The organism is Treponema sp. Marseille-Q4523, assembly GCF_016901105.1.
Lineage (GTDB): Bacteria > Spirochaetota > Spirochaetia > Treponematales > Treponemataceae > Treponema_D.
In genome coordinates, this window is the sequence record NZ_JAFEVM010000011.1 from 1 (window position 1) to 18987 (window position 18987).

At 49.1% G+C, this 18987-nt stretch carries 15 protein-coding genes and 1 pseudogene; 14 read left to right on the plus strand and 2 right to left on the minus strand.

Translation table 11 applies throughout. The features are described from left to right. Window positions 1-214: 214 nt before the first annotated feature. Window positions 215-670: pseudogene (locus JSQ97_RS04875) on the minus strand (Rpn family recombination-promoting nuclease/putative transposase); the annotation flags it as partial. A 348-nt stretch (window positions 671-1018) separates the two neighbouring features. On the opposite strand from JSQ97_RS04875, the gene JSQ97_RS04880 reads away from it, so the two are divergent. From JSQ97_RS04880 to JSQ97_RS04895, 4 genes are all read left to right on the plus strand, one after another. Beyond that, on the plus strand, window positions 1019-1870 hold the full coding sequence (locus JSQ97_RS04880; RefSeq protein WP_205075025.1) for a sulfide/dihydroorotate dehydrogenase-like FAD/NAD-binding protein: 852 nt from the start codon (window positions 1019-1021) through the stop codon (window positions 1868-1870). A gap of 50 nt (window positions 1871-1920) precedes the next feature. Further along, window positions 1921-3438 carry an NADPH-dependent glutamate synthase gene (gene gltA, locus JSQ97_RS04885; RefSeq protein WP_205075026.1) on the plus strand — a complete coding sequence of 506 codons (1518 nt, stop codon included), beginning with the start codon at window positions 1921-1923 and terminating at the stop codon, window positions 3436-3438. Between the two features lie 143 nt (window positions 3439-3581). Further along, window positions 3582-4508: a GerMN domain-containing protein gene (locus JSQ97_RS04890; protein ID WP_205075027.1), complete on the plus strand. Its 927-nt coding sequence runs from the start codon at window positions 3582-3584 to the stop codon at window positions 4506-4508. Between the two features lie 482 nt (window positions 4509-4990). Next, window positions 4991-6316 (plus strand): ArsB/NhaD family transporter, encoded by a 1326-nt coding sequence (locus JSQ97_RS04895; RefSeq protein ID WP_205075028.1) that lies wholly within the window; start codon window positions 4991-4993, stop codon window positions 6314-6316. A gap of 198 nt (window positions 6317-6514) precedes the next feature. On the opposite strand, the gene mscL is transcribed toward JSQ97_RS04895, so the two are convergent. Further along, a complete protein-coding gene (gene mscL, locus JSQ97_RS04900) occupies window positions 6515-6952 on the minus strand; it encodes a large-conductance mechanosensitive channel protein MscL (protein ID WP_205075029.1) in 438 nt (145 codons plus the stop codon). A gap of 206 nt (window positions 6953-7158) precedes the next feature. Here mscL and JSQ97_RS04905 point away from each other — a divergent pair, with 206 nt between their 5' ends. The 10 genes from JSQ97_RS04905 (at window position 7159) to JSQ97_RS04950 (ending at window position 18912) form a co-directional block, all read left to right on the plus strand. Then, window positions 7159-7800 (plus strand): Crp/Fnr family transcriptional regulator, encoded by a 642-nt coding sequence (locus JSQ97_RS04905; protein ID WP_239446944.1) that lies wholly within the window; start codon window positions 7159-7161, stop codon window positions 7798-7800. Between the two features lie 232 nt (window positions 7801-8032). After that, the gene (locus JSQ97_RS04910; protein WP_205075031.1) at window positions 8033-8950 is read left to right on the plus strand and encodes a dihydrodipicolinate synthase family protein; all 918 of its coding nucleotides are present in this window, start codon (window positions 8033-8035) and stop codon (window positions 8948-8950) included. Window positions 8951-8966: 16 nt separating this feature from the next. Continuing rightward, complete coding sequence (locus JSQ97_RS13125) at window positions 8967-10328, plus strand: FAD-dependent oxidoreductase (RefSeq protein ID WP_205075032.1); 1362 nt, start codon at window positions 8967-8969, stop codon at window positions 10326-10328. A gap of 1 nt (window position 10329) precedes the next feature. Beyond that, window positions 10330-10728 carry a PPC domain-containing DNA-binding protein gene (locus JSQ97_RS04920; RefSeq protein ID WP_205075033.1) on the plus strand — a complete coding sequence of 133 codons (399 nt, stop codon included), beginning with the start codon at window positions 10330-10332 and terminating at the stop codon, window positions 10726-10728. 30 nt (window positions 10729-10758) lie between these two features. Beyond that, window positions 10759-12186: a YfcC family protein gene (locus JSQ97_RS04925; protein WP_205075034.1), complete on the plus strand. Its 1428-nt coding sequence runs from the start codon at window positions 10759-10761 to the stop codon at window positions 12184-12186. Window positions 12187-12245: 59 nt separating this feature from the next. Then, a complete protein-coding gene (locus JSQ97_RS04930) occupies window positions 12246-13436 on the plus strand; it encodes a M20 metallopeptidase family protein (protein ID WP_205075035.1) in 1191 nt (396 codons plus the stop codon). Between the two features lie 28 nt (window positions 13437-13464). Further along, window positions 13465-14454 (plus strand): TAXI family TRAP transporter solute-binding subunit, encoded by a 990-nt coding sequence (locus JSQ97_RS04935; protein WP_205075036.1) that lies wholly within the window; start codon window positions 13465-13467, stop codon window positions 14452-14454. 78 nt (window positions 14455-14532) lie between these two features. Further along, window positions 14533-16428 carry a TRAP transporter permease gene (locus tag JSQ97_RS04940; protein WP_205075037.1) on the plus strand — a complete coding sequence of 632 codons (1896 nt, stop codon included), beginning with the start codon at window positions 14533-14535 and terminating at the stop codon, window positions 16426-16428. A 201-nt stretch (window positions 16429-16629) separates the two neighbouring features. Then, entirely contained in the window at window positions 16630-18108 is a 1479-nt protein-coding gene (locus JSQ97_RS04945; RefSeq protein ID WP_370590038.1) for a S41 family peptidase, read from the plus strand. A gap of 3 nt (window positions 18109-18111) precedes the next feature. Next, entirely contained in the window at window positions 18112-18912 is an 801-nt protein-coding gene (locus tag JSQ97_RS04950) for an RsmE family RNA methyltransferase (protein ID WP_205075038.1), read from the plus strand. Window positions 18913-18987: the final 75 nt, after the last annotated feature.

An 18987-nucleotide genomic window follows, 5' to 3' on the forward strand; every position in this document is an offset into this window, starting at 1 on the left:
GGGAAGAAGGTATCGATAACGGCGATAGCGCGGAAGATGGCAAAATTATTGTATTTAATAATGAAAAATAAGGGGATGGAATATAAACAACTGCCTGCCCGTGTCTTACAAGCGGGCTAGAGCAAACGTGTAAAACAAGGGATTACAGGGACGGGGAGCGGTCAAGTGTGGAAGAAAATCTAAAAAGTTTTACTTTTCCGCTTGACAAAAAACATAGGAGTTCGAGGCTCGGTTTTTCGGGTATCGTCATAAAGGCATCGGAAAGACGGAGAGTCGTGCTTTCAGGATAATCTTCTTCGCCGTTATAGAACACGTAAAACTCAGGTGTAGGGATTTTTTTCAGGTACTTGAGATAACGGTCTCGAGGATTTTGAATGCGCTCGTAGAGGCGAGCGGCGTACTGCAGAAATCGCAACGGCATATTCGCGTTGATTGTAGATTGGTGTTCTACGAGGGCGATGATTTTGCCGTCTATGAGATAAGCGACGTCGTTCCGAAAAGCCATATACATAACCTGTTCAAGGCGGAGCGCCTTGAGCTCCGTAGGCGCGTCAAGGTGAGTATCGTGGAGCGCGTTGTAGAGCGAGAGAAAGTTCGCTTTTGCATTTTTATCTTCGCCGAAAAAGTCGACGAAAACCGAATCTTTGTACCGACGATTGTGTTTTGCCATAAGACCTTCCTTAAAATGCGGCATTGCAGGAAGTATCAACTTCCGAAGATGCCGCATTCGTGCGCGTAAGCGCACATGCCTGCTATATAAATCGCGGAAATGTTACGATTTCGGAGTTTTTTCGGAGAAATTTTTGTGACGGCATACAGCCGTACGGCGGACGGGGCGTTGCGGGGTGTCCCCGCCGGAAGGGGCAGCGCGCAACGGAGTGCGCGCGAGGGGAAGGCTTTCCCCCTTAAATCCCGAAAAGATCTTATTCGATAAATAATTTTTAAAAACTTTAATTCGATTTACTTTTTTTCCCCTTTCCTATACAATAACGGATATCTATTCTATCGAAGGTATGCTATGTTCAAAATTCTTGAAAAGAGAGAAATTTCCGCCGGCGTCTACTACATGAAATTCGAAGCTCCCGAAATTGCGCGCAACCGCAAAGCGGGGCAATTCGTCATCGTGCAGCTCGACACGGATTACGGAGAACGCGTTCCGCTGACGATCGCGGATGCGAATGCGGAAGAAGGCTGGGTCGTGCTCGTCTTTCAGGCGGTCGGAGCGACGACGTATAAACTCGCGCAAAAAAAGACGGGGGATTCCATCGCTGCGGTGCTCGGGCCGCTCGGAAATCCGTCGGTTATCGAAAAGCGCGACGGGCCGGTCGTCGTCGTAGGCGGCGGTTTCGGAGTTGCGCCGTGTTATCCGATCGTGCAAGCACTTAAAGCTGCCGGCAATAAAGTGATTATGATCATCGGCGCGAGAAACAAGGATTTGCTTATCTTCGTCGATGAGATGAAAAAGGTTGCGGACGAAGTTATCGTCATGACCGACGACGGAAGCGCGGGCAGGCAGGGGCTTGTCACGGTACCGCTCGATGAGCTCTGCAAATCCCAGACGCCGCCTGCGGAAGTCATCGCGATCGGACCTCCCATTATGATGAAGTTCGCCGCAAAGACGACGGAAAAATACAATATCCCGACGGTGGTGTCGCTCAACACGATTATGATCGACGGTACCGGTATGTGCGGCGGCTGCCGCGTTACGGTCGGCGACGAAACGAAATTCGTGTGCGTGGACGGGCCTGATTTCGACGCGCATAAAGTCGATTGGGACAATATGATGATGCGCATGGGCACGTTCAAAGCGCAGGAACAGGAAGATTTCCACAAATGCAAATTGGAAAGCGTGATCGAGCAAAAAGCTTAATCGTAAATTTTTAATAATTTCCTGCAGAAGTTTTATAGAGGACGATAATCATGACGGAATATATTTCAGCAAATGAATTGGAAGCGCAGGCGAAAAAGGAATTCGATGAAATCGAACAGAAGATAAAAGCGGCACCTCTTTCTCCGAAAGACCGCATGGCGATCCCGCTTCAGGAAATGCCTGTCGCGGAGCCGAAAAAACGCGCGCGCGAAATGGGCGAAGTAGCGCTCGGCTATACGAAAGAGATGGCGATCAACGAAGCGAACCGCTGTCTCCAGTGTAAAAACGAACCCTGTGTCGCAGGCTGCCCCGTCGGCATCGCGATCCCGCAATTTATCGCGGAAATCCAAAAGGGAGATTTCAAATCCGCAGTCGATACGATTAAATTGACGAACCTTTTGCCGGCTATCTGCGGCCGCGTGTGTCCGCAGGAAAAGCAGTGCCAAAAAGAATGCACGGTCGGAAAGATTCATAAAACGGTCGACAAAGCGGTTTCGATCGGACGGCTCGAACGGTTCGTCGCGGATTGGGAACGCACGCACAATAAGACGACGCTGCCGGCGGTCGCAAAAGCGACGGGCAAAAAAGTCGCTGTCGTCGGATCGGGTCCCGCGGGGCTTACGGTCGCGGCCGACTGCGCGAGAGCGGGTCACGACGTTACCGTATTCGACGCGTTCCACAAAGCCGGCGGCGTCATGCTTTACGGCATTCCCGAATTCCGTCTTCCGAAAGACATCGTCGCAAAGGAAGTCGAAAATCTGAAAAAGATGGGCGTCAAATTCGAAATGAACTTTCTCGTCGGACGCACCGACACGCTCGATCAGCTTTTGACGGAAAAGGGTTTCGACGCCGCCTTTATCGGCACGGGCGCGGGGCTTCCGAAATTTCTCAATATTCCGGGAGAAAATCTCATCGGCGTATTCAGCGCAAACGAATACCTTTCGCGTGCCAATTTGATGAAAGCGTATATGAAGGGTACTGCCGATACGCCGTATTACGAAGCGAAAAACGTCATCGTCGTGGGCGGCGGAAACGTCGCTATGGACGCTGCACGTATGGCGCTCAGGCTCGGCGCGGAACACGTCAGCATCGTGTACCGCAGAACGCGCGATGAAATGCCCGCTCGAAAAGAAGAAGTCGGTCACGCGGAAGAAGAGGGCGTCGAATTCCGCTTCCTCGAAAACCCGATCGAAGTGCTCGGAATCGAAAGCGAAGACAAAGCGCTGAACGGTCGCGTGCGCGGTATCAAAGCGCTGCGATACGAACTCGGCGAACCCGACGCATCGGGCAGACGGAGCCCCGTCGCGATTCCGGGAAGCGAACACGAAATCCCGTGCGATGCGGTCATCGTCGCCCTCGGCAACGGCAGCAATCCCCTGCTCGTTCGCACGACGCCCGGCCTCGATGCGGATAAACACGGTCACATCGTCGTCGACGACAAACAGGCGACGAGCAAAACGAAAGTGTGGGCGGGCGGCGACATCGTGCTCGGAGCGGCAACGGTCATCCTCGCCATGGGCGAAGGCAGAAAAGCGGCTGCGAGCATAAACGAATATTTGGCCGGCTGACGAATCACACGAAACGGCAGGGCTGCTGCCGGGAAGGCTGCCGATTTTTTACGTTATATGTTATTTTTTAGAGAATATAGTTTCGGTGCGGCTGCCCTGCATTCGCTCTAATAGTGCGGGCATCCGCTGCCGATACTATAGATATGGCTGAACGGAATACAAAAAAGAAGAATACGGGATTTGCATTTGCGTGCTGGCTGCTCGTCGCGCTTATTCTGCTCGTATTCTTTTTTGTTAAAAAAGATACCATACTTTCAAATCTGCAAAACACCGATTTTTTCGGCCGCGTGTTCGGAAAGACACCGGAGTTCGTTCAAAACCACGAACAAAAACAAAATCCGAAAAGCGGCGGCGACGCATTTCAAATAGATATTTTACCTGAAGCGAATTCGACCGAACCGTCCGTCATTGAAAATAACCGCTCGAACCTTGCAAAGCAAAACGAAAGCACTGTACAAAAACCGACATCGGCACCCGACGCACAAAAACCTGCCGATCGGTCGAATGCCGAAAAAAGCGGTGAAACAAAGGCGGATGAAAAGCCGAAAACCGAAAAAGGCGATGAAGCGAGGACTGCGGAAAAACCGAAAGCGGATACACGGAACGCCGACAAAACGCAAAGTCCGAAAAACACACCTCAACCTGCAGCAACGATAGACGTGCCGCTCTGCTTCGTCGTCATCGGATCCGACGGGTCGGTAAGCCGTCAAATCGTAACGCGCAAATTGCCGAAGTCGGATTCTCCGCTCACCGATACGCTGAACTCACTTTTAGCCGGCCCCAGCGCGGAAGAAAAATCGCGCAATACGATGACGCTGATCCCTTCGGGCACAAAGCTGCTCGGCGCTTCGGTAAAAAACGGCATCGCAACGCTCAATTTCAGCGAAGCTTTTTCATTCAACAGCGTCGGCGTGCAGGGCTACCTCGCACAGCTCATGCAGATCGTCTACACGGCGACTTCGTTCAGCACCGTCAACAGCGTGCAGTTTATCATCGAAGGGCAGCGCGAAGATTATCTCGGAAGCGAAGGTACGTGGATAGGCTCACCGCTTTCGCGTTCGAGTTTTTAGAAGGTTTAAATTGAACGTCTGAGATAGCGCCGTTCAATTTAACTTCGAGTTTCGGACGAAGCCGAAACATCGCTTATTAACTGTGCGCTCTCGCGCACGAATTGCACGGCTCCTAAATCCGAAGATTTACTCGCCGTATAATTTTAAGGAAGGTTTAAACGAGCCGCTAAAATAGCGCGTCTCGTTTAACTTCGAGTTTGCCTTTCGGCAAACGTCGCTTATTAACTGTGCGCTTTCGCGCACTAATTGTACAGCTCCCAAATCTGAAGATTTACTCGCTGTGCAATTTTAAGGAAGGTTTAAATTGAACGTCTGAAACGGATCGGCCGCCGAAACCCCGCCTTAGGTATAATGAACTAATTATACCTCTACATAGGTTTTCGGCGCTGCCCCCCTGTATTACACCGGTAGCACGCATCAGAGATTGACATATCAGACATCGCATTTACCTGCGGCTTTTTTTTCTGTATACTTTTTTAACTATGGAAATGAAATGGGTCGTGCTCACGCTTGCCGTTATGATGTATGCGCTCGTCATCATCGTGCAGCATAAAAAAATCGTATTTACCTCGGCGTCGGCGCTCGTCATCCTGCTGCTGGGTGCGATATTTCCGGAAAGCATTTTTTCTTCCGGCGGAGTTCCGCTTCGCGCGTATCCTTTCATACACGCGTTCACATCGCTCGTCAACTGGAACGTGCTCATGATCTATGTGGGGAGCATGATAATAGCCGCGCTCTTTATCTATTCGCGGATGCCCGCGTATATTGCGGACATCATAGTGGAAAAAGCGCCGAACACCGGAATCGCAATCGTGCTCATCCTCGCGATGACCGGCGTTATTTCGATCTTCGTCGAAAACGTTGCGACAGTACTCGTCATGGCGCCGATAGCGCTTGCACTGTGCAAAAAGCTTAAAATCGATCCGACGTATTTTATGATAGGGCTTGCCGTCATGTCGAATCTTGAAGGGACAGCGACACTCGTCGGAGATCCGCCGTCGATGATCTTTGCAAGTTACGCGGGCTATACGTTCAACGATTTTTTCGTGCACGCGGCAAAGCCGTCGATTTTTTTCTTTATCCAAACGGGTATGATCACCGGCTGCCTGTATTTTTATCTGTTCTTTGCAAAGCAAAAAGAAAAACCCGATTTGGATAAAAGCGAAGTGATTTCGCCTCTTCCGTTCTTTCTCCTGCTTGCGATGATCTTCGGTCTGGCTGCGATTTCGTTTTTGCATTTCGATTGTGAATTTTTGTCGGGACTGTACGTGCTTACACTCGGCATTGCGGGTGTGCTGTGGTTCCGATTTGTACAGCGTCGACCGCCGCGAGAAACGTGGCTGCTTATCAAAGGACTCGATTGGGAAACGATCGCGTTTTTGATCGGCATATTTATCGTCGTCGGTGCAATTTCGGAAACGGGTCTGCTCTCCGATTTTGCGCATATCCTTGCACGCATTACCGGCGGCAATGTCTTCGTCGGCTTTATGCTGATCCTCGTCGTATCAGTCGTCATTTCCGGCTTTGTCGATAACGTGCCGTATATCATCGTCATGCTGCCGGTCGCCCAGACGCTCGCTTCACGGATGGATCTCGCCGCCGAATTGTATATGTTTGCGCTCCTCATCGGTTCCTGTCTCGGCGGCAATTTGACACCGTTCGGAGCGAGTGCAAATGTCGTTGCGATGGGTATTCTCAAAAGAGAAGGGTATCCGGTCAATTTTGCCGGTTGGCTTAAAACAGGAGCGCCCTTTACGATTTTAACGACTGCCGCCGCCGCTGCTGCGCTGTGGTTTGTGTGGGCGTAACATACGATAGAATATTTGCGGGTTGTGTAAACTTTGCGCCGTCGAAAGCGCAGACGCCGGTCTCCGCTTGTGCGCACCGATAAAAAACCCCGATACGGGGCATCGGAGCGCAGCGAACGGCGTGAGCGCAGTAAACGAAGTCCTCGCCGAAAGTACAGCTTTATCAGCTTATACTTTCGACACTCACCATTCGACCGATTAATTTTTATTTTTTAATATATCGCGGATTTCTTCCAGCAGCACGATATCGGCGGGTTTGGCTGCGGGCGCTTCTTCTTTTTCTTCCTTTTTCTTAAAGCGCTCGAAAATTCTGACGACGGCAAAGATACAGATCGCGACGATTAAAAAATCGACGACGGTTTGAATGAAATTGCCGTATGCGACCGTCGCTTCGCCGATCTTTACGCTTAAACTCGTGAAATCGATGCCTCCGATCAACAGACCGATAAGCGGCATGATCATATCGTTGACGAGGCTCGAAATGATTTTGCCGAACGCACCGCCGATGATGACGCCGACCGCCATATCGACGACATTGCCGCGCGAAATGAATTTTTTAAAAGCCGTCGCTTCTTTTGACGCTGCGGAAAAACCGCCTTTCAAATTGAACTTGTTTTCCGAATTGTTTTCACTCATGAGATACTCCTCTTGCTTGCTTAATACGATAGCATCAGAATATGCTTTGTCGGGTGTTCTGTCAATGAGGGGAATTCATTGCTCGACGTACAAATATGATGTTTTACTGAACTTTAATAGCACGATTTTGAATTTCAGTGTACAATACAGATAATCACAGGAGGAGTGCTGTGCAGGAATTTTTAAATTCGAGTTATACTGCGCCGATGATAAAAAACGATGAGATGGAATCTATAATGAAAGTCTTTTGTAAAACCGTTACGGTACCGGCAAAAAAGCAATTTCTCGAACTTGGAGATATGCTCGACGGCGTCTATTATATAGCGTCGGGAAGGACAAAACACTATATTCTTGAAGAAGGCGGGGCGGAAAAAATATTATATTCTCTGAGCGCCGGCTGGTTTTTCGGTGAAACACCCGTATTTCTCGGCGAACCGACGGGACTTATTTCGGAAGCAATGGAGCCGTCGATATTGTGGAAAATACCGTACAGCGCTTTTAATCGTTTGGTTGATGACAGTAAACCCTTTCGAGCCGCCGTTATAAATTGTATGTCGCGAAAAATGCTTATTTTGCGCCATGAAATTGAGCATCTTGTTTTTACGCCTTGTAAGCAGCGTATTTTACGCTTGCTCTGTTCTACGGCCGACACAAATTCGTGTGAAGATGACGGGTGGTATAATCTTTTGACTCATTACACGCAATATGAAATAAGCACTATCGTAGGAAGTGCCCGTGTAACGACAAGTAAACTTATTAATGAATTGTGTAACGAAGGCTTTATTCGTATCCTCAATCGTCAAATGCAGATTTCAAAACGTGCATATAAAGAATTCTTAAATCAATAAAAAATACTACAGCAATACCGATTATCCCAGATTCGAAGTTACAGTGTCGGCGACGTTCGCATATCTATAACGCAGTGAGCAGCGGCAGAATTCTCTCCAAATATATGATTTTTATATAATATGTAATGTAGCTTACACCTTATAGAAAGGACTTGCATCTGTAAAAATCGGATTTATCATTATTAATGATCAAAGACTATTTTCGCAAGCTTGATCTATGTAGGAGGAAATTATGATAAAACCAAGCGGATCGTTTGTTGCAATGCCGACGCCGTTCACGGAGGACGACCGGATTGACTTTAACGGATTTTCTACGCTCATCGATCGTCAAATTGCATACGGAACTTCAATGCTGTTTATTCTCGGCTCGGCAGGAGAGGTGACACTGCTCACCGTCGAAGAAAAAAAGAAGATCGTTCACGAAGTTATTAAAATGACGCAAGGTCGTATTCCCGTCTTTTTCAGCGCGGCATCCTTTACGACGGCGCAGAGCGTCGAATTTGCAAAGTATTGCGAAAAAGAAGGCGCCGATGGAGTTATCTTTACGGTTCCGCCCTATGTGCTTATTCCGCAAACTGCAGTCTTCGCGCACTTTGACGAATGCATGAGTGCGATCGGCATTCCGTGCGGTATTTACAACAATCCCTCCCGTCTCGGCGTGCTCGTCGAACCGGAGACTATAAAAAGACTTTCCGATTTACATCCGAATTTCGTTATCGATAAAGAGGCGATGCCATCCGTCGAACAGCTGGTACAAGTGCAGCGCTTATGCGAAGGAAAAGTAAAAATCATGTGCTGTGATTTCCCGAAATATTCGATCGTTATTCCGACGCTTGCGGTCGGCGGTACGGGTACTGCGAATATCGGCGGAAATATCATTCCCGAAGAAGCGGCTTTGTATTCGCGTCCTTGGACCGATATGGATATCATCGAATCGTCGCGGAAAGAATATTTCAAATGGTTCCCGTTGCTTCAGCAGCTGTATACGTTTTCGAATCCCATCGTTATCAAAGCGGCGCTGCGTATACTCGGTTTGCCCGGAGGGCATTTACGGAAGCCCTATCAAGAGTATACCGGACATCGTCTCGAAGAGCTTGAAAAGATGATGGACGAGATGGGCGTTATCGCAAAATACGGTGCAAAAAAATAAGCGGGAGTAATCGACAGTGGGTGAGAAAAAACGGCTTGTCGTAATCGGCGGAACAGCTGCGGGATTGAGCGCTGCGTCAAAAGCGAAGCGTTTAAATCCCGACTTGGACTGTACGGTTTTCGAAAAAACGGGATATATCAGTTACGGTGCGTGCGGTTTGCCGTATTTCGTGGGCGATATGATACGTGAGGTCGATGCTCTCATTTCCGTTTCCGCTTCGGATATGAGAGAAAAACGAGGTATCGAAGTGTTGATGCGGCACGACGTCGTATCGATAGACCGTGCGAAAAAGGAAGTTACGGTACACAATCTCGAAACGGGTGAGCGATCTGTATACGGTTACGATTACCTCGTGATCGCTACCGGTGCCGTTCCGATCAGACCCGATTTTGAAGGCGCCGACGCGGACGGCGTGTGTGTACTTCGTACCGTAGAAGACGGGATATTGTTAAAGCGGCGTGCGCAGCAATCCGAATCCGCATGTATCATCGGCGGCGGATTTATAGGACTCGAAATTTCCGAGCAGCTTGCATTGTTGGGATTGCACGTAACGGTATTCGAAACGTTGCCGCGTTTGCTTCCCTTTCTCCCCGAAGCGTTTTCCCGTATTGTGGCGGATGAACTGGCTGCGCACGGTATCGAAGTGCTGCTCGGTACATCGGTATCGCGCGTTGCGACGGAAAACGGAAAGGCGAAAGCGGTATGTACGGCGAACGGTCGCTCCGTTCCTTGCGATACAGCCGTCTTGGCTGTCGGCGTTCGGCCTGCCGTTGTACTTGCAAAAGAAGCAGGGCTTGCACTCGGCGTTAAAGGCAGCATTGTCGTGGATGCACAGCAGCGTACGAACGATCCTGCGATTTTCGCGTGCGGCGACTGTGCGCAGACGAAACATATCGTCACCGGCAAGGCTGCGTACGTTCCGCTCGGTACGGTAGCGAATAAAACGGGACGTACGGCAGGCAGTGTCATCGGCGGAGAAAAAGCATCCTTTCCCGGCGTACTCGGATCCATGGCGACGAAAGTATTTAATTGTTTTATTGCTGCGACAGGGCTTTCATTCGCAGATGCGAAAGCGTTTGGGTTTGACGCTGCGGAAACGGCGATCGAGAAATCGGACAAAGCGTCGTATTATCCGGGCGGAACGCCGTGCCGTATCAATCTCGTGTACGACAGAAAGAGCGGTCGCTTGCTCGGAGCTCAGGGAATCGGCAGCGAGTCGATTGCCGGAAAAATCGATACACTTGCGGCGTGTATAAGCGCGGAAATGACTGTCATGCAAGTGAATGATTTGGACCTCGTGTATACACCGTCGCTCGCGCCGGTGTACGATCCTGTTTTGATCGCAGCGAGTCAGGCGGTAAAACACGTAGGAGCGTGATATGCGAACTGTTGTAGATGTGGAGATCACTGCGGGAAAGGAAATCAAACGGGCGATTATCGATTTTCTGCTTGAAAATAACATAACGAATGCATATATCGTCGGGGCGATCGGTTCGGTTGTCGATGTGCGTATCGCTGCGCCCGTTACTCATGAGCTGCCGCTGCAGACGGTCGAAGTGCCGTACGGCGTTTCGGCGGAAGTCGTCGGTTTTACCGGAGAAGTATTGCCGTGGGATAAGGTCGATTCGCGCCTTGCCGCCGTGTACCCCGATAAATCGGATCCGGTTTTTGTTCACATTCATATAGCCGCTGCGATGGCCGGCGGACAGGTTTTCGGCGGCGGATTGCGCGACGGAAAAGCGTTTCGCGCTTTGCGCGTGTTTTTGCTTCCGCTGTAAATCGGCGGTTTGTATAAGGAGCAGGAAAAGATGAGTGAAAATCTGAAAAGGAAAAAAGGGATCGGAGAATTTCCCGATGTGTATGCATTGTTGTTTATTCTTTGTATAGCGGCGATGGTTTTGACATGGGTAATCCCTGCAGGTGCCTTTGACAGAGTAAAGGAGGGCAATCTCAATAAGGTTGTAGCCGACAGCTTCCGATTCATAGAACCGGCACGGCAAACGCCGTGGGACGTACTGCAGTGTATTTTTCAAGGATTTTTAAATTCTTCCCGTATTATCTTTATGATCTTTTTTTGCGGTGCCGCGGTCAGCATGGTTGAAGAGACAAAATCGCTTTCAACGATTTTCGGCATTATAGCACGGAGACTCCGCGGCAAAGAGATGATCGCTATTGCGCTGATTATGTATGCGCTCGCGCTCGGCAATACGGCGGGCGCATTTGGCAATATAGGCGTCGCGCTTATGCCGATCGGTCTCGTTATGGCGCATGCCATCGGCGGCGATGACTTTCTCGGATTTCTCATAATCTATTTCGGTCTCATGTCCGGATTCTCTATCGGGTTTGCCAATCCCGGTATTCTCGGCGTCGCTCAGACATTTGCGGAAGTTCCGATTTTTTCCGGGATGCCGCCTCGTTTGATTGCTTGTTTGGCGAATATCACATTTTTATATTTCGTGACTCTTTCGTATTACAGAACAATTAAACGAGATCCGACTAAAAGTTTGAAATATGAATATGGTCTTTCGACGGATCAATTTATGGGAAATAAAGAGACAAATGAGAACAGCGCGGCACCGCTTACCCTGACAAAACGACAAATTATTATCATCCTGTTTTTCTTTGCCGCGGTTATTTCGTGTGTAGCGCTTACGATTACATTAAAATGGGCGCCGTTACAGATCGGTTCTTGGTTTTTAGGGATTGCCGTCGCCGTGGGGATCATCTCCGGTTTCAGCATGAATGACATAGCGGCAAAATTTATTAAGGGATGTAAACCGATGGTTTACGCTTCGTTTGTTACAGGAATCGCGACCGCCATTTCGCTTATCCTCTCGCAAGGTCGCGTGATGGATACAATCGTGTATGCGCTCAGTTTACCGCTCAATAAGGCGGGTGCTGTCATCGGTGCGGGGTTGATGGTTGCAGTAAATGCGCTCATTAATATTATGATCCCGTCGGGTTCCGGTCAAGCGGCTGTCGTAATGCCGATCATGGTTCCTATTGCAGATATTGTCGGCATTACACGGCAAGTTGCGGTTCAGGCGTTTCAGTTCGGTGACGGACTTACAAATCTTGCAACGCCGATTAACGGACCGATGATGGGGTGTCTTGCCATCGCGGGGGTAGGATTTCCTCGATATATCAAATGGGCAATAAAATACATCCTTATCGAACTGGTCGTTGCAATAGTTATTACGATGCTTTTACAGGCGGTCGGATACAGGGGATATTAACAATAAAGCACCTCTAAAATCCGAGGAGCATTCCTAAAATGCATTGCCCGGAGGATACTATGATTGACTTTCATAAGGCAGTAGCCGATATAACGCCGGAAATTACTGCGATGCGCAATCACATACATGAAAATCCTGAACTGAGCATGAAAGAATATAAAACGTGCGCTTTACTCAGAGATTATATTGAAAAAAATGTTGCATACGACAGTTTGAAACCGATCGGAGAAACGGGGCTGTATTTTGAATTACGCGGAACAAAGCATGGAGCGGGAAAGACACTTTTATTTCGGGGTGATATAGACGCCCTGCCGATTCAGGAAGATCCGAATATGAAGCCCTGCAGTAAAATTCCCGGTGTCATGCATGCATGCGGTCATGACGTTCACGGAACGATCAATGTCGGAGCGGCAAGCATTTTGAGCAAGCATAAAGATTTGTTTTCCGGTACTGTAAGTTTTTATATTCAGCCGGCGGAAGAAATACTGTGCGGCGCAAAAATGCTTTTAGAAGATGCGGATATCGATTTGGACGGCGTTGATGATTTTGCCGCGCTTCACTGTTCACCGGAAATTCCTGCCGGTACGATCGGAACACGTTACGGTCCGATCCTGGCGAGTGCCGATGAAATAAAAATAACGGTACGCGGCAAGGGAGGACATGCAGCACATTGTCATACTGTTCGGGATCCTGTCGTGGCGGCGAGCGCTATCATTACTGCGCTGCAAACGCTTGTATCGCGAGAGACCAATCCTGCAAATTCCGTTGTCGTATCTATTTGCATACTCAAAGCGGGCGATGCTACGAATATCATCCCCGATTTTGTCGAACTGGGAGGCACGTTCCGTACACTCGATCCCGAAGACCGCGAACGTACGGCACAGGGTATAAAGCGCGTTGCAGAGTCTGTCGCTGAAGCATATCGTACGGAAGCCGAAGTGGAAATCAAATCCGGTGTACCTCCGTTTGTCAATACCGACGAATGGGTGGATAAAGTTTTTCGTGCGGGAGAAAAAATGCTCGGTAAAGGAAACACCCTAATGATGCCGTACGCGGCGATGGGGGGAGACGATGCTGCTATAATTAAGGGGAACCGGCCCGGAGTGTTTATTCGGCTCGGTTCTCGTACTCCCGGCGGTCTGTACGGTTCGTTGCACTCATCATCATTTTACAGCGATCCGAAATCGATTCCGACGGGGATGCTTACGATAATCGGTTTGGTCTCGGAATATTTCGGTTTTGAAGCATAGATAATTATATACACAGGAGGTTGTCTTTATGAAAAAGATCTTGGTCGGATTAAGCGTATTCTGTCTTGCCGTATCGTTTATCGCCGGTGCAGGAAACAATGACGGATCGTCGGGCGGATTTCCGAAACGGTATTCGCTCGGAACCAGTTCAAGCGGCGGTAATTTTTATCTGGTCGGCGGGGGATTGGCGACGATTATTAATAATGCATTGCCCTCTAAATTCGTTATCACGGCAGAAGAGACCGGCGGCTCGACTGCAAACCTCGCAATGATCGAAAGCGGTCAGGCGGAAATCGGGATTGCTATGACTTCCGCCCTTTATGAAGGCGCAAAGGGAACTGCAAAATGGACGAACGGAAAGCCGATGATGAAAGTACGCGGACTGGTTCCGTTGTATCCTTCATATATGACGATGTATACGCTTTCGACGAACAGTATTCGAAAGCTTACCGATTACAGCGGTAAAATCGTCGGGCTCGGATCGAAGGGAGCTGCGATGGACAGCGTGTTGCGTGCTGCGTTTGAATTGCTTAATATCAAACCCGCGGCGATTTTTAACGACGGACACGGTGCGACGGCAACCGCCGTTTCGCAAGGGCAAGTTGACGTTGCCGTTTTATTTTCATATCCGCCGTTTGCCGCAATCAGTGAACTTGAAGCGACAAAGAGTCTTCGCTTTATCGGATTAACTCCGGATGAACAGAAATTTTTTACAACTACGTATCCGTTTTACAGATCTGCAACGATGCCGAAAGGTTCCTACGCCGGCGTCACAGCAGACATTCCGACTGTTTCCGAGTGGAACATGCTTGTGTGCTCGGCGGACATCCCCGACGAAGAAGCTTATCTTTTGGCGAAAACGCTTTTTGAAAAAAATGCCGCATTGCTTACCGTTCATAAAAGCTTACAGTATTGCACGCCGCAAAATGTGCTCAATTTTAATATTCCTCTGCATCCGGGCGTCGTTGCGTATTTGCAGGAAAAAGGTATTTCCGTTCCTGTCGACTTGAAAAAATAAACCGGAAATAATGCGTCGCTGCGCCGGCCGATAACAGTGCAGCGACATTTATAGCAAGCCGATAACGAGGTCTTTTTTATGGAGCAAAAACGTTCTATCTATCACCGTGTGACGACGATTGGTATTCTTTGCGTTTCTTTGTTTGCCGTATTGCTTCATGTCGGCAATTTTACCGTCTTTACGCTTCCGAGTATTAAATTTTATGCATTTCATGTGATGCTCGGATTGGTGCTCGTCTTTTTGTATTATCCGCTTGAGCGTTCATTTCCCCGATCTCGTGCCGCAGTGTGCCGGCTTTGCAGAATCGTTGACCGGCTCATTATCGGTTTTATTATCACTATCAGTTTATATGTGATTATTAATTTTGAATCCTATTCTCAGGATATGCAAAATAATATCATCAGCGGAAAGATTTTTGTCTTCGGCCTTTTCTTAACAATTTTTGTAATGGAAGCCGCTCGCCGCGTTCTGGGATGGGTGCTTCCGTTGATCGGTATCGCCGCAATTATTTATGCGCTCATAGGTAATCGTATCCCCGGTTTGTTCGGAAATCGCGGGTATTCATTGCATCGCATTGTATTGGCATTGTTCAGCGACCGAGGTATATACGGTGTTCCGACGGGGACAAGCGCTTCAAACGTATATTTGTTTTTGATGTTTGCGGCGTATTTGAATGTGTCGGGAGCCGATGTCATTTTCCAAAATATTGCGATATCGCTCGCCGGAAAAAAACGCGGCGGACCGGCAAAGATTTCGATTATTGCAAGCGCATTTTTCGGGACGATTTCCGGAAGCTGCGTCGCAAATGTCGTTAGTACCGGCGCGTTTACGATTCCGCTCATGAAACGAAGCGGTTATTCGAACGCGACGGCCGGTGCCGTTGAAGCGGTTGCTTCTACCGGCGGGCAGATTATGCCTCCTGTTATGGGAGCGGCGGCTTTCATCCTTGCAGATATCGCAGGCGTTTCCTATGCTTCGGTTTGCATCGCGGCGATCATTCCGGCGCTCATGTACTATCTCTGTCTTTTTAAAATGGTTGATCTTGAAGCTGTCCGTTATCGGATACGCGGCATTGAGAATGAAAACGTGCCCGCATTAAAACATATCCTTGCACAGAGCGTAAAGTTGGCCGTTCCTGTTGCCGTATTATTGATTTTACTGCTCGGATTCCAAACGACGCCCATGAAAGCGGCAATCTATTCGACATCGGCTATAATTGTATGCGGATTGCTTGACCGTGCGGACAGGCTCACGTTTAATAAAATTATTCAAGGTGCCGTTTTTGCAGGTAAATCGCTTTGTTCCGTACTGAGTGCGTGTGCCGCATCCGGTATTATCGTTGGCATATTTTCGCTTACCGGACTCGGTTTGAAATTTTCCAATTTTATCGTACAGCTCGGAACAAACTCGCTCGTCTTGTCGCTCGTGCTTTCCATGGTTGTTTGTGCTATCCTTGGGATGGGACTTCCGACTACCGCTGCATACATAGTCTGTGCGACCGCGATCGCTCCGGCGCTGATCAATCTCGGCATCCCCATTTTGGCTGCTCATCTGTTTTTGCTGTACTTCGCATGTATTTCCGCTATTACACCTCCCGTTGCCGTAGCATCATATGCAGCGGCGGGAATAGCCGAAGAAAATCCGATGAGGGTGGGATTTACGGCGGTTAAGATCGGTATAACCGGCTTTATTTTGCCGTTTGCGTTTGTATTCAATACCGATTATCTCGTATGGCAGTTCAATATTACAATGCTCGTAATGATTATCTCCGCAATTGTCGTATGCTATTCGATTGCAATTTTTTTGCAGGGATATGTCGAGCAAAAGATTACGATTTTAGAACGCATCGCATACGGTATTATCGCCGCCGTAGCGATTACGCCGAATATCGTATTCTCACTTATCGCAGCTGCAATGTTTATGTGTCTGTATTGGTTTAGAAAATTACAGGTGAAAAGCGAGCATCGGATCTAAAGTTCGGGAATGGCGTGTCAGAGCGGTATTTACGTTATATTCCAATAAAAGCACATGATATCGTGGACGTTTCAATTGCCGATTCGGATAATAAAATTTCTTTCCGTATTTGTTTGCCGAAACTAAAAAATGCGTAATTGAAAAACAGTTATGCAATTCGGTATGTTGCAATTTTCAGCTTCCCGTCATACAATGATACTCATGGCTGTCATTAAAATACGCAATAAAGCAATCCGTTACGCCGTTTCCGTTATATGCGCCTTTATCGTTTCCGCTGCGGCATCCCAGTGTTTTGCCGAGTCGCCCGCTGCCGGCGAATCCGTTTCGAATTTTCAATACATGAAAAAAATCTCTGCGGTATTCGATTTTGTGCAGCAGAATTATGTCGACGAGATCGATCCGAAAGTGCTCTACGAAGGAGCGCTCAAAGGCATGCTCGACTCGTTGAAAGATCCGTATACGCAGTACCTCGATCAAAATACGATGCGCCCGCTCTCCGATACGACGGCCGGCAATTTCGGCGGTGTCGGACTTTCCATCAGCAAGCCTATCGAATCGTCTTCCGAAAAGCCCGCTTACGTTGAAGTCGCTTCTCCGATCGAAGATACGCCGGGCGCCAAAGCGGGCATCCTGTCGGGCGATTATATCACGGCGATCGACGGGGAAGCTACGGCTCCTATGACGATGGAAGAAGTGCTCAATCATTTGCGCGGTAAAGCGGGCACACCGGTCACCGTTTCGATTTTGCGGGGCAAAGACATCAGATTCGACGTAACGCTCGTCAGAGCGCTCATCGAAGTGCCGACGGTAAAGTACGGCATGATAGGCGCTGCGGGCTATCTCCGCATAATCGAATTTACGCCCGATACGCCCAAGCGCGTGCAGGAAGCGCTCGATTCGTTCGCAAAAGCGAATTATAAAAATTTAATAATCGATCTGCGCGACAACCCCGGAGGGCTTATCACGAGTGTCGCAGACGTTGCGGATAAATTCATCGATTCGGGAACGCTCGTTTCGACGAAGAGCCGCCTTTCGTTTGAAAATAAAGTCTTTACCGCGAACGCAAAAAAAACGACTGTTTCGGCAGGTCTTCCGATTGTCGTGCTCATAAATCGCGGTTCGGCGTCCGCATCGGAGATTTTGGCGGGAGCGCTCAAAGACAATCACCTCGCATACCTCGTCGGTCAGCGTACTTACGGTAAGGGTTCCGTTCAGCAGGTGATCCCGCTCAGCGCTTCCGACGGTTTTAAAATTACAATGGCGCGCTACTATACGCCGAGCGATACGAATATCGACAAAGTCGGTATTCCTCCCGACAGAGAAGTGCTCTATCCCGAATTGAGCGAGGCGGAAGAAAAAACGTATGCGGAATTGATCAAATCGAATGCGATCGCATCCTACGTCGATTCTCACAGCGGTATGACCGAACGCGATATCGCCTCTTACGCGCTCGTATTGCAAAAAAAATATCCGCTTGGCGCGGCTTTGCTTCGGCGTCTTATTCGTGTCCGCGTAAACCGTTTAAAGCCCGCGATGCTCTACGATTCGGATTATGACATTCAGCTGAACGCTGCGATCGAAATTTTAAAATCGAGCGATTTTAAAAATCTTGTCAAATCCGCGAAAACGCTCAAAGAGCTGCAGGATGAAGCCGAAGCGAAAAAAAAGTCGGGAACTTAAAGCGTGCGGCAGTTTCTCTCCGCTGTAGCTCCCGATGAAAAGGGGCTGCTCTCCGTTTCGGGAAAAGATTTTACACATCTGTGCCGCGTCCTCCGCGCAAAGCAGGGCGATATGTTCGACGTGCGGATCCCCGGAGGCTCTCTTTTTTCCATGACCGTCGCACGCATCGACGACGTTCGGGGTATTGCCGTATTGCAAAAGTGCGGACAGGGAGAGGCCTCTGTCTCGCGCGGTGTCGGCGCCGCCGATATCGATAAGGATCGCCGTGCCGTCGAATATACGCTTTTTCAATTTATCGCGAAGCCGCAAAAGATGGAACTCATTGTCCGACAGGCTTGCGAGTGCGGAGTGAAAACGATAGTTCCCGTCGCAGGTGAGTATTCGCAAAAGGGCAGCATCGCTTCTCTGGCAGGGAAAGCCGAACGCTTTGCGCGGATCATCAAAGAAGCGCGAGAGCAGAGCGGCTCACCGGTGGAAACCGCCGTCATCGAAACCGCGGATGTTCGAGGAGCATGCGAAGTGTGGAGACGGATGAGCGAAAAAGCGCGAAACACGTCGGCAGCCGTCGTTCTCTCGGAGCGGAATGATTTTTGCGTGCCGTTTTCGGATGCCCTTTTTGCAGGCGTTACGCACGCGGCGATCGCCGTCGGATGCGAAGGCGGTATAAGCCCTGATGAAATGGCGGCGCTTCGAAATGCGGGATTTGCATCCGTTCACTTTGCGGGAAATATTTTGCGATGCGAAACCGCCGCTCTCTACGGCATCGCAGCCCTTCAAACCGCACTTGTGGAATTAAAGAGATAGGCGGCATAGCGAAAAAATGCGTTTACAGCTGCCCGACTTCTTTCTCGGTGAGACCGGTTATTTTGCAATTTGTGC

What these genes read in the sequence shown, in the direction of transcription:
- JSQ97_RS04925 (WP_205075034.1), top strand. Translation starts at nt 10,759, where the DNA reads ATGAGTGAAAATCTGAAAAGGAAAAAAGGGATCGGAGAATTTCCCGAT.
- mscL (WP_205075029.1), bottom strand. Translation starts at nt 6,952, where the DNA reads ATGAGTGAAAACAATTCGGAAAACAAGTTCAATTTGAAAGGCGGTTTT.
- JSQ97_RS04895 (WP_205075028.1), top strand. Translation starts at nt 4,991, where the DNA reads ATGGAAATGAAATGGGTCGTGCTCACGCTTGCCGTTATGATGTATGCG.
- JSQ97_RS04945 (WP_370590038.1), top strand. Translation starts at nt 16,630, where the DNA reads ATGGCTGTCATTAAAATACGCAATAAAGCAATCCGTTACGCCGTTTCC.
- JSQ97_RS04920 (WP_205075033.1), top strand. Translation starts at nt 10,330, where the DNA reads ATGCGAACTGTTGTAGATGTGGAGATCACTGCGGGAAAGGAAATCAAA.
- JSQ97_RS04935 (WP_205075036.1), top strand. Translation starts at nt 13,465, where the DNA reads ATGAAAAAGATCTTGGTCGGATTAAGCGTATTCTGTCTTGCCGTATCG.
- JSQ97_RS04890 (WP_205075027.1), top strand. Translation starts at nt 3,582, where the DNA reads ATGGCTGAACGGAATACAAAAAAGAAGAATACGGGATTTGCATTTGCG.
- gltA (WP_205075026.1), top strand. Translation starts at nt 1,921, where the DNA reads ATGACGGAATATATTTCAGCAAATGAATTGGAAGCGCAGGCGAAAAAG.
- JSQ97_RS04930 (WP_205075035.1), top strand. Translation starts at nt 12,246, where the DNA reads ATGATTGACTTTCATAAGGCAGTAGCCGATATAACGCCGGAAATTACT.
- JSQ97_RS04905 (WP_239446944.1), top strand. Translation starts at nt 7,159, where the DNA reads ATGATAAAAAACGATGAGATGGAATCTATAATGAAAGTCTTTTGTAAA.
- JSQ97_RS04940 (WP_205075037.1), top strand. Translation starts at nt 14,533, where the DNA reads ATGGAGCAAAAACGTTCTATCTATCACCGTGTGACGACGATTGGTATT.
- JSQ97_RS04910 (WP_205075031.1), top strand. Translation starts at nt 8,033, where the DNA reads ATGATAAAACCAAGCGGATCGTTTGTTGCAATGCCGACGCCGTTCACG.
- JSQ97_RS04880 (WP_205075025.1), top strand. Translation starts at nt 1,019, where the DNA reads ATGTTCAAAATTCTTGAAAAGAGAGAAATTTCCGCCGGCGTCTACTAC.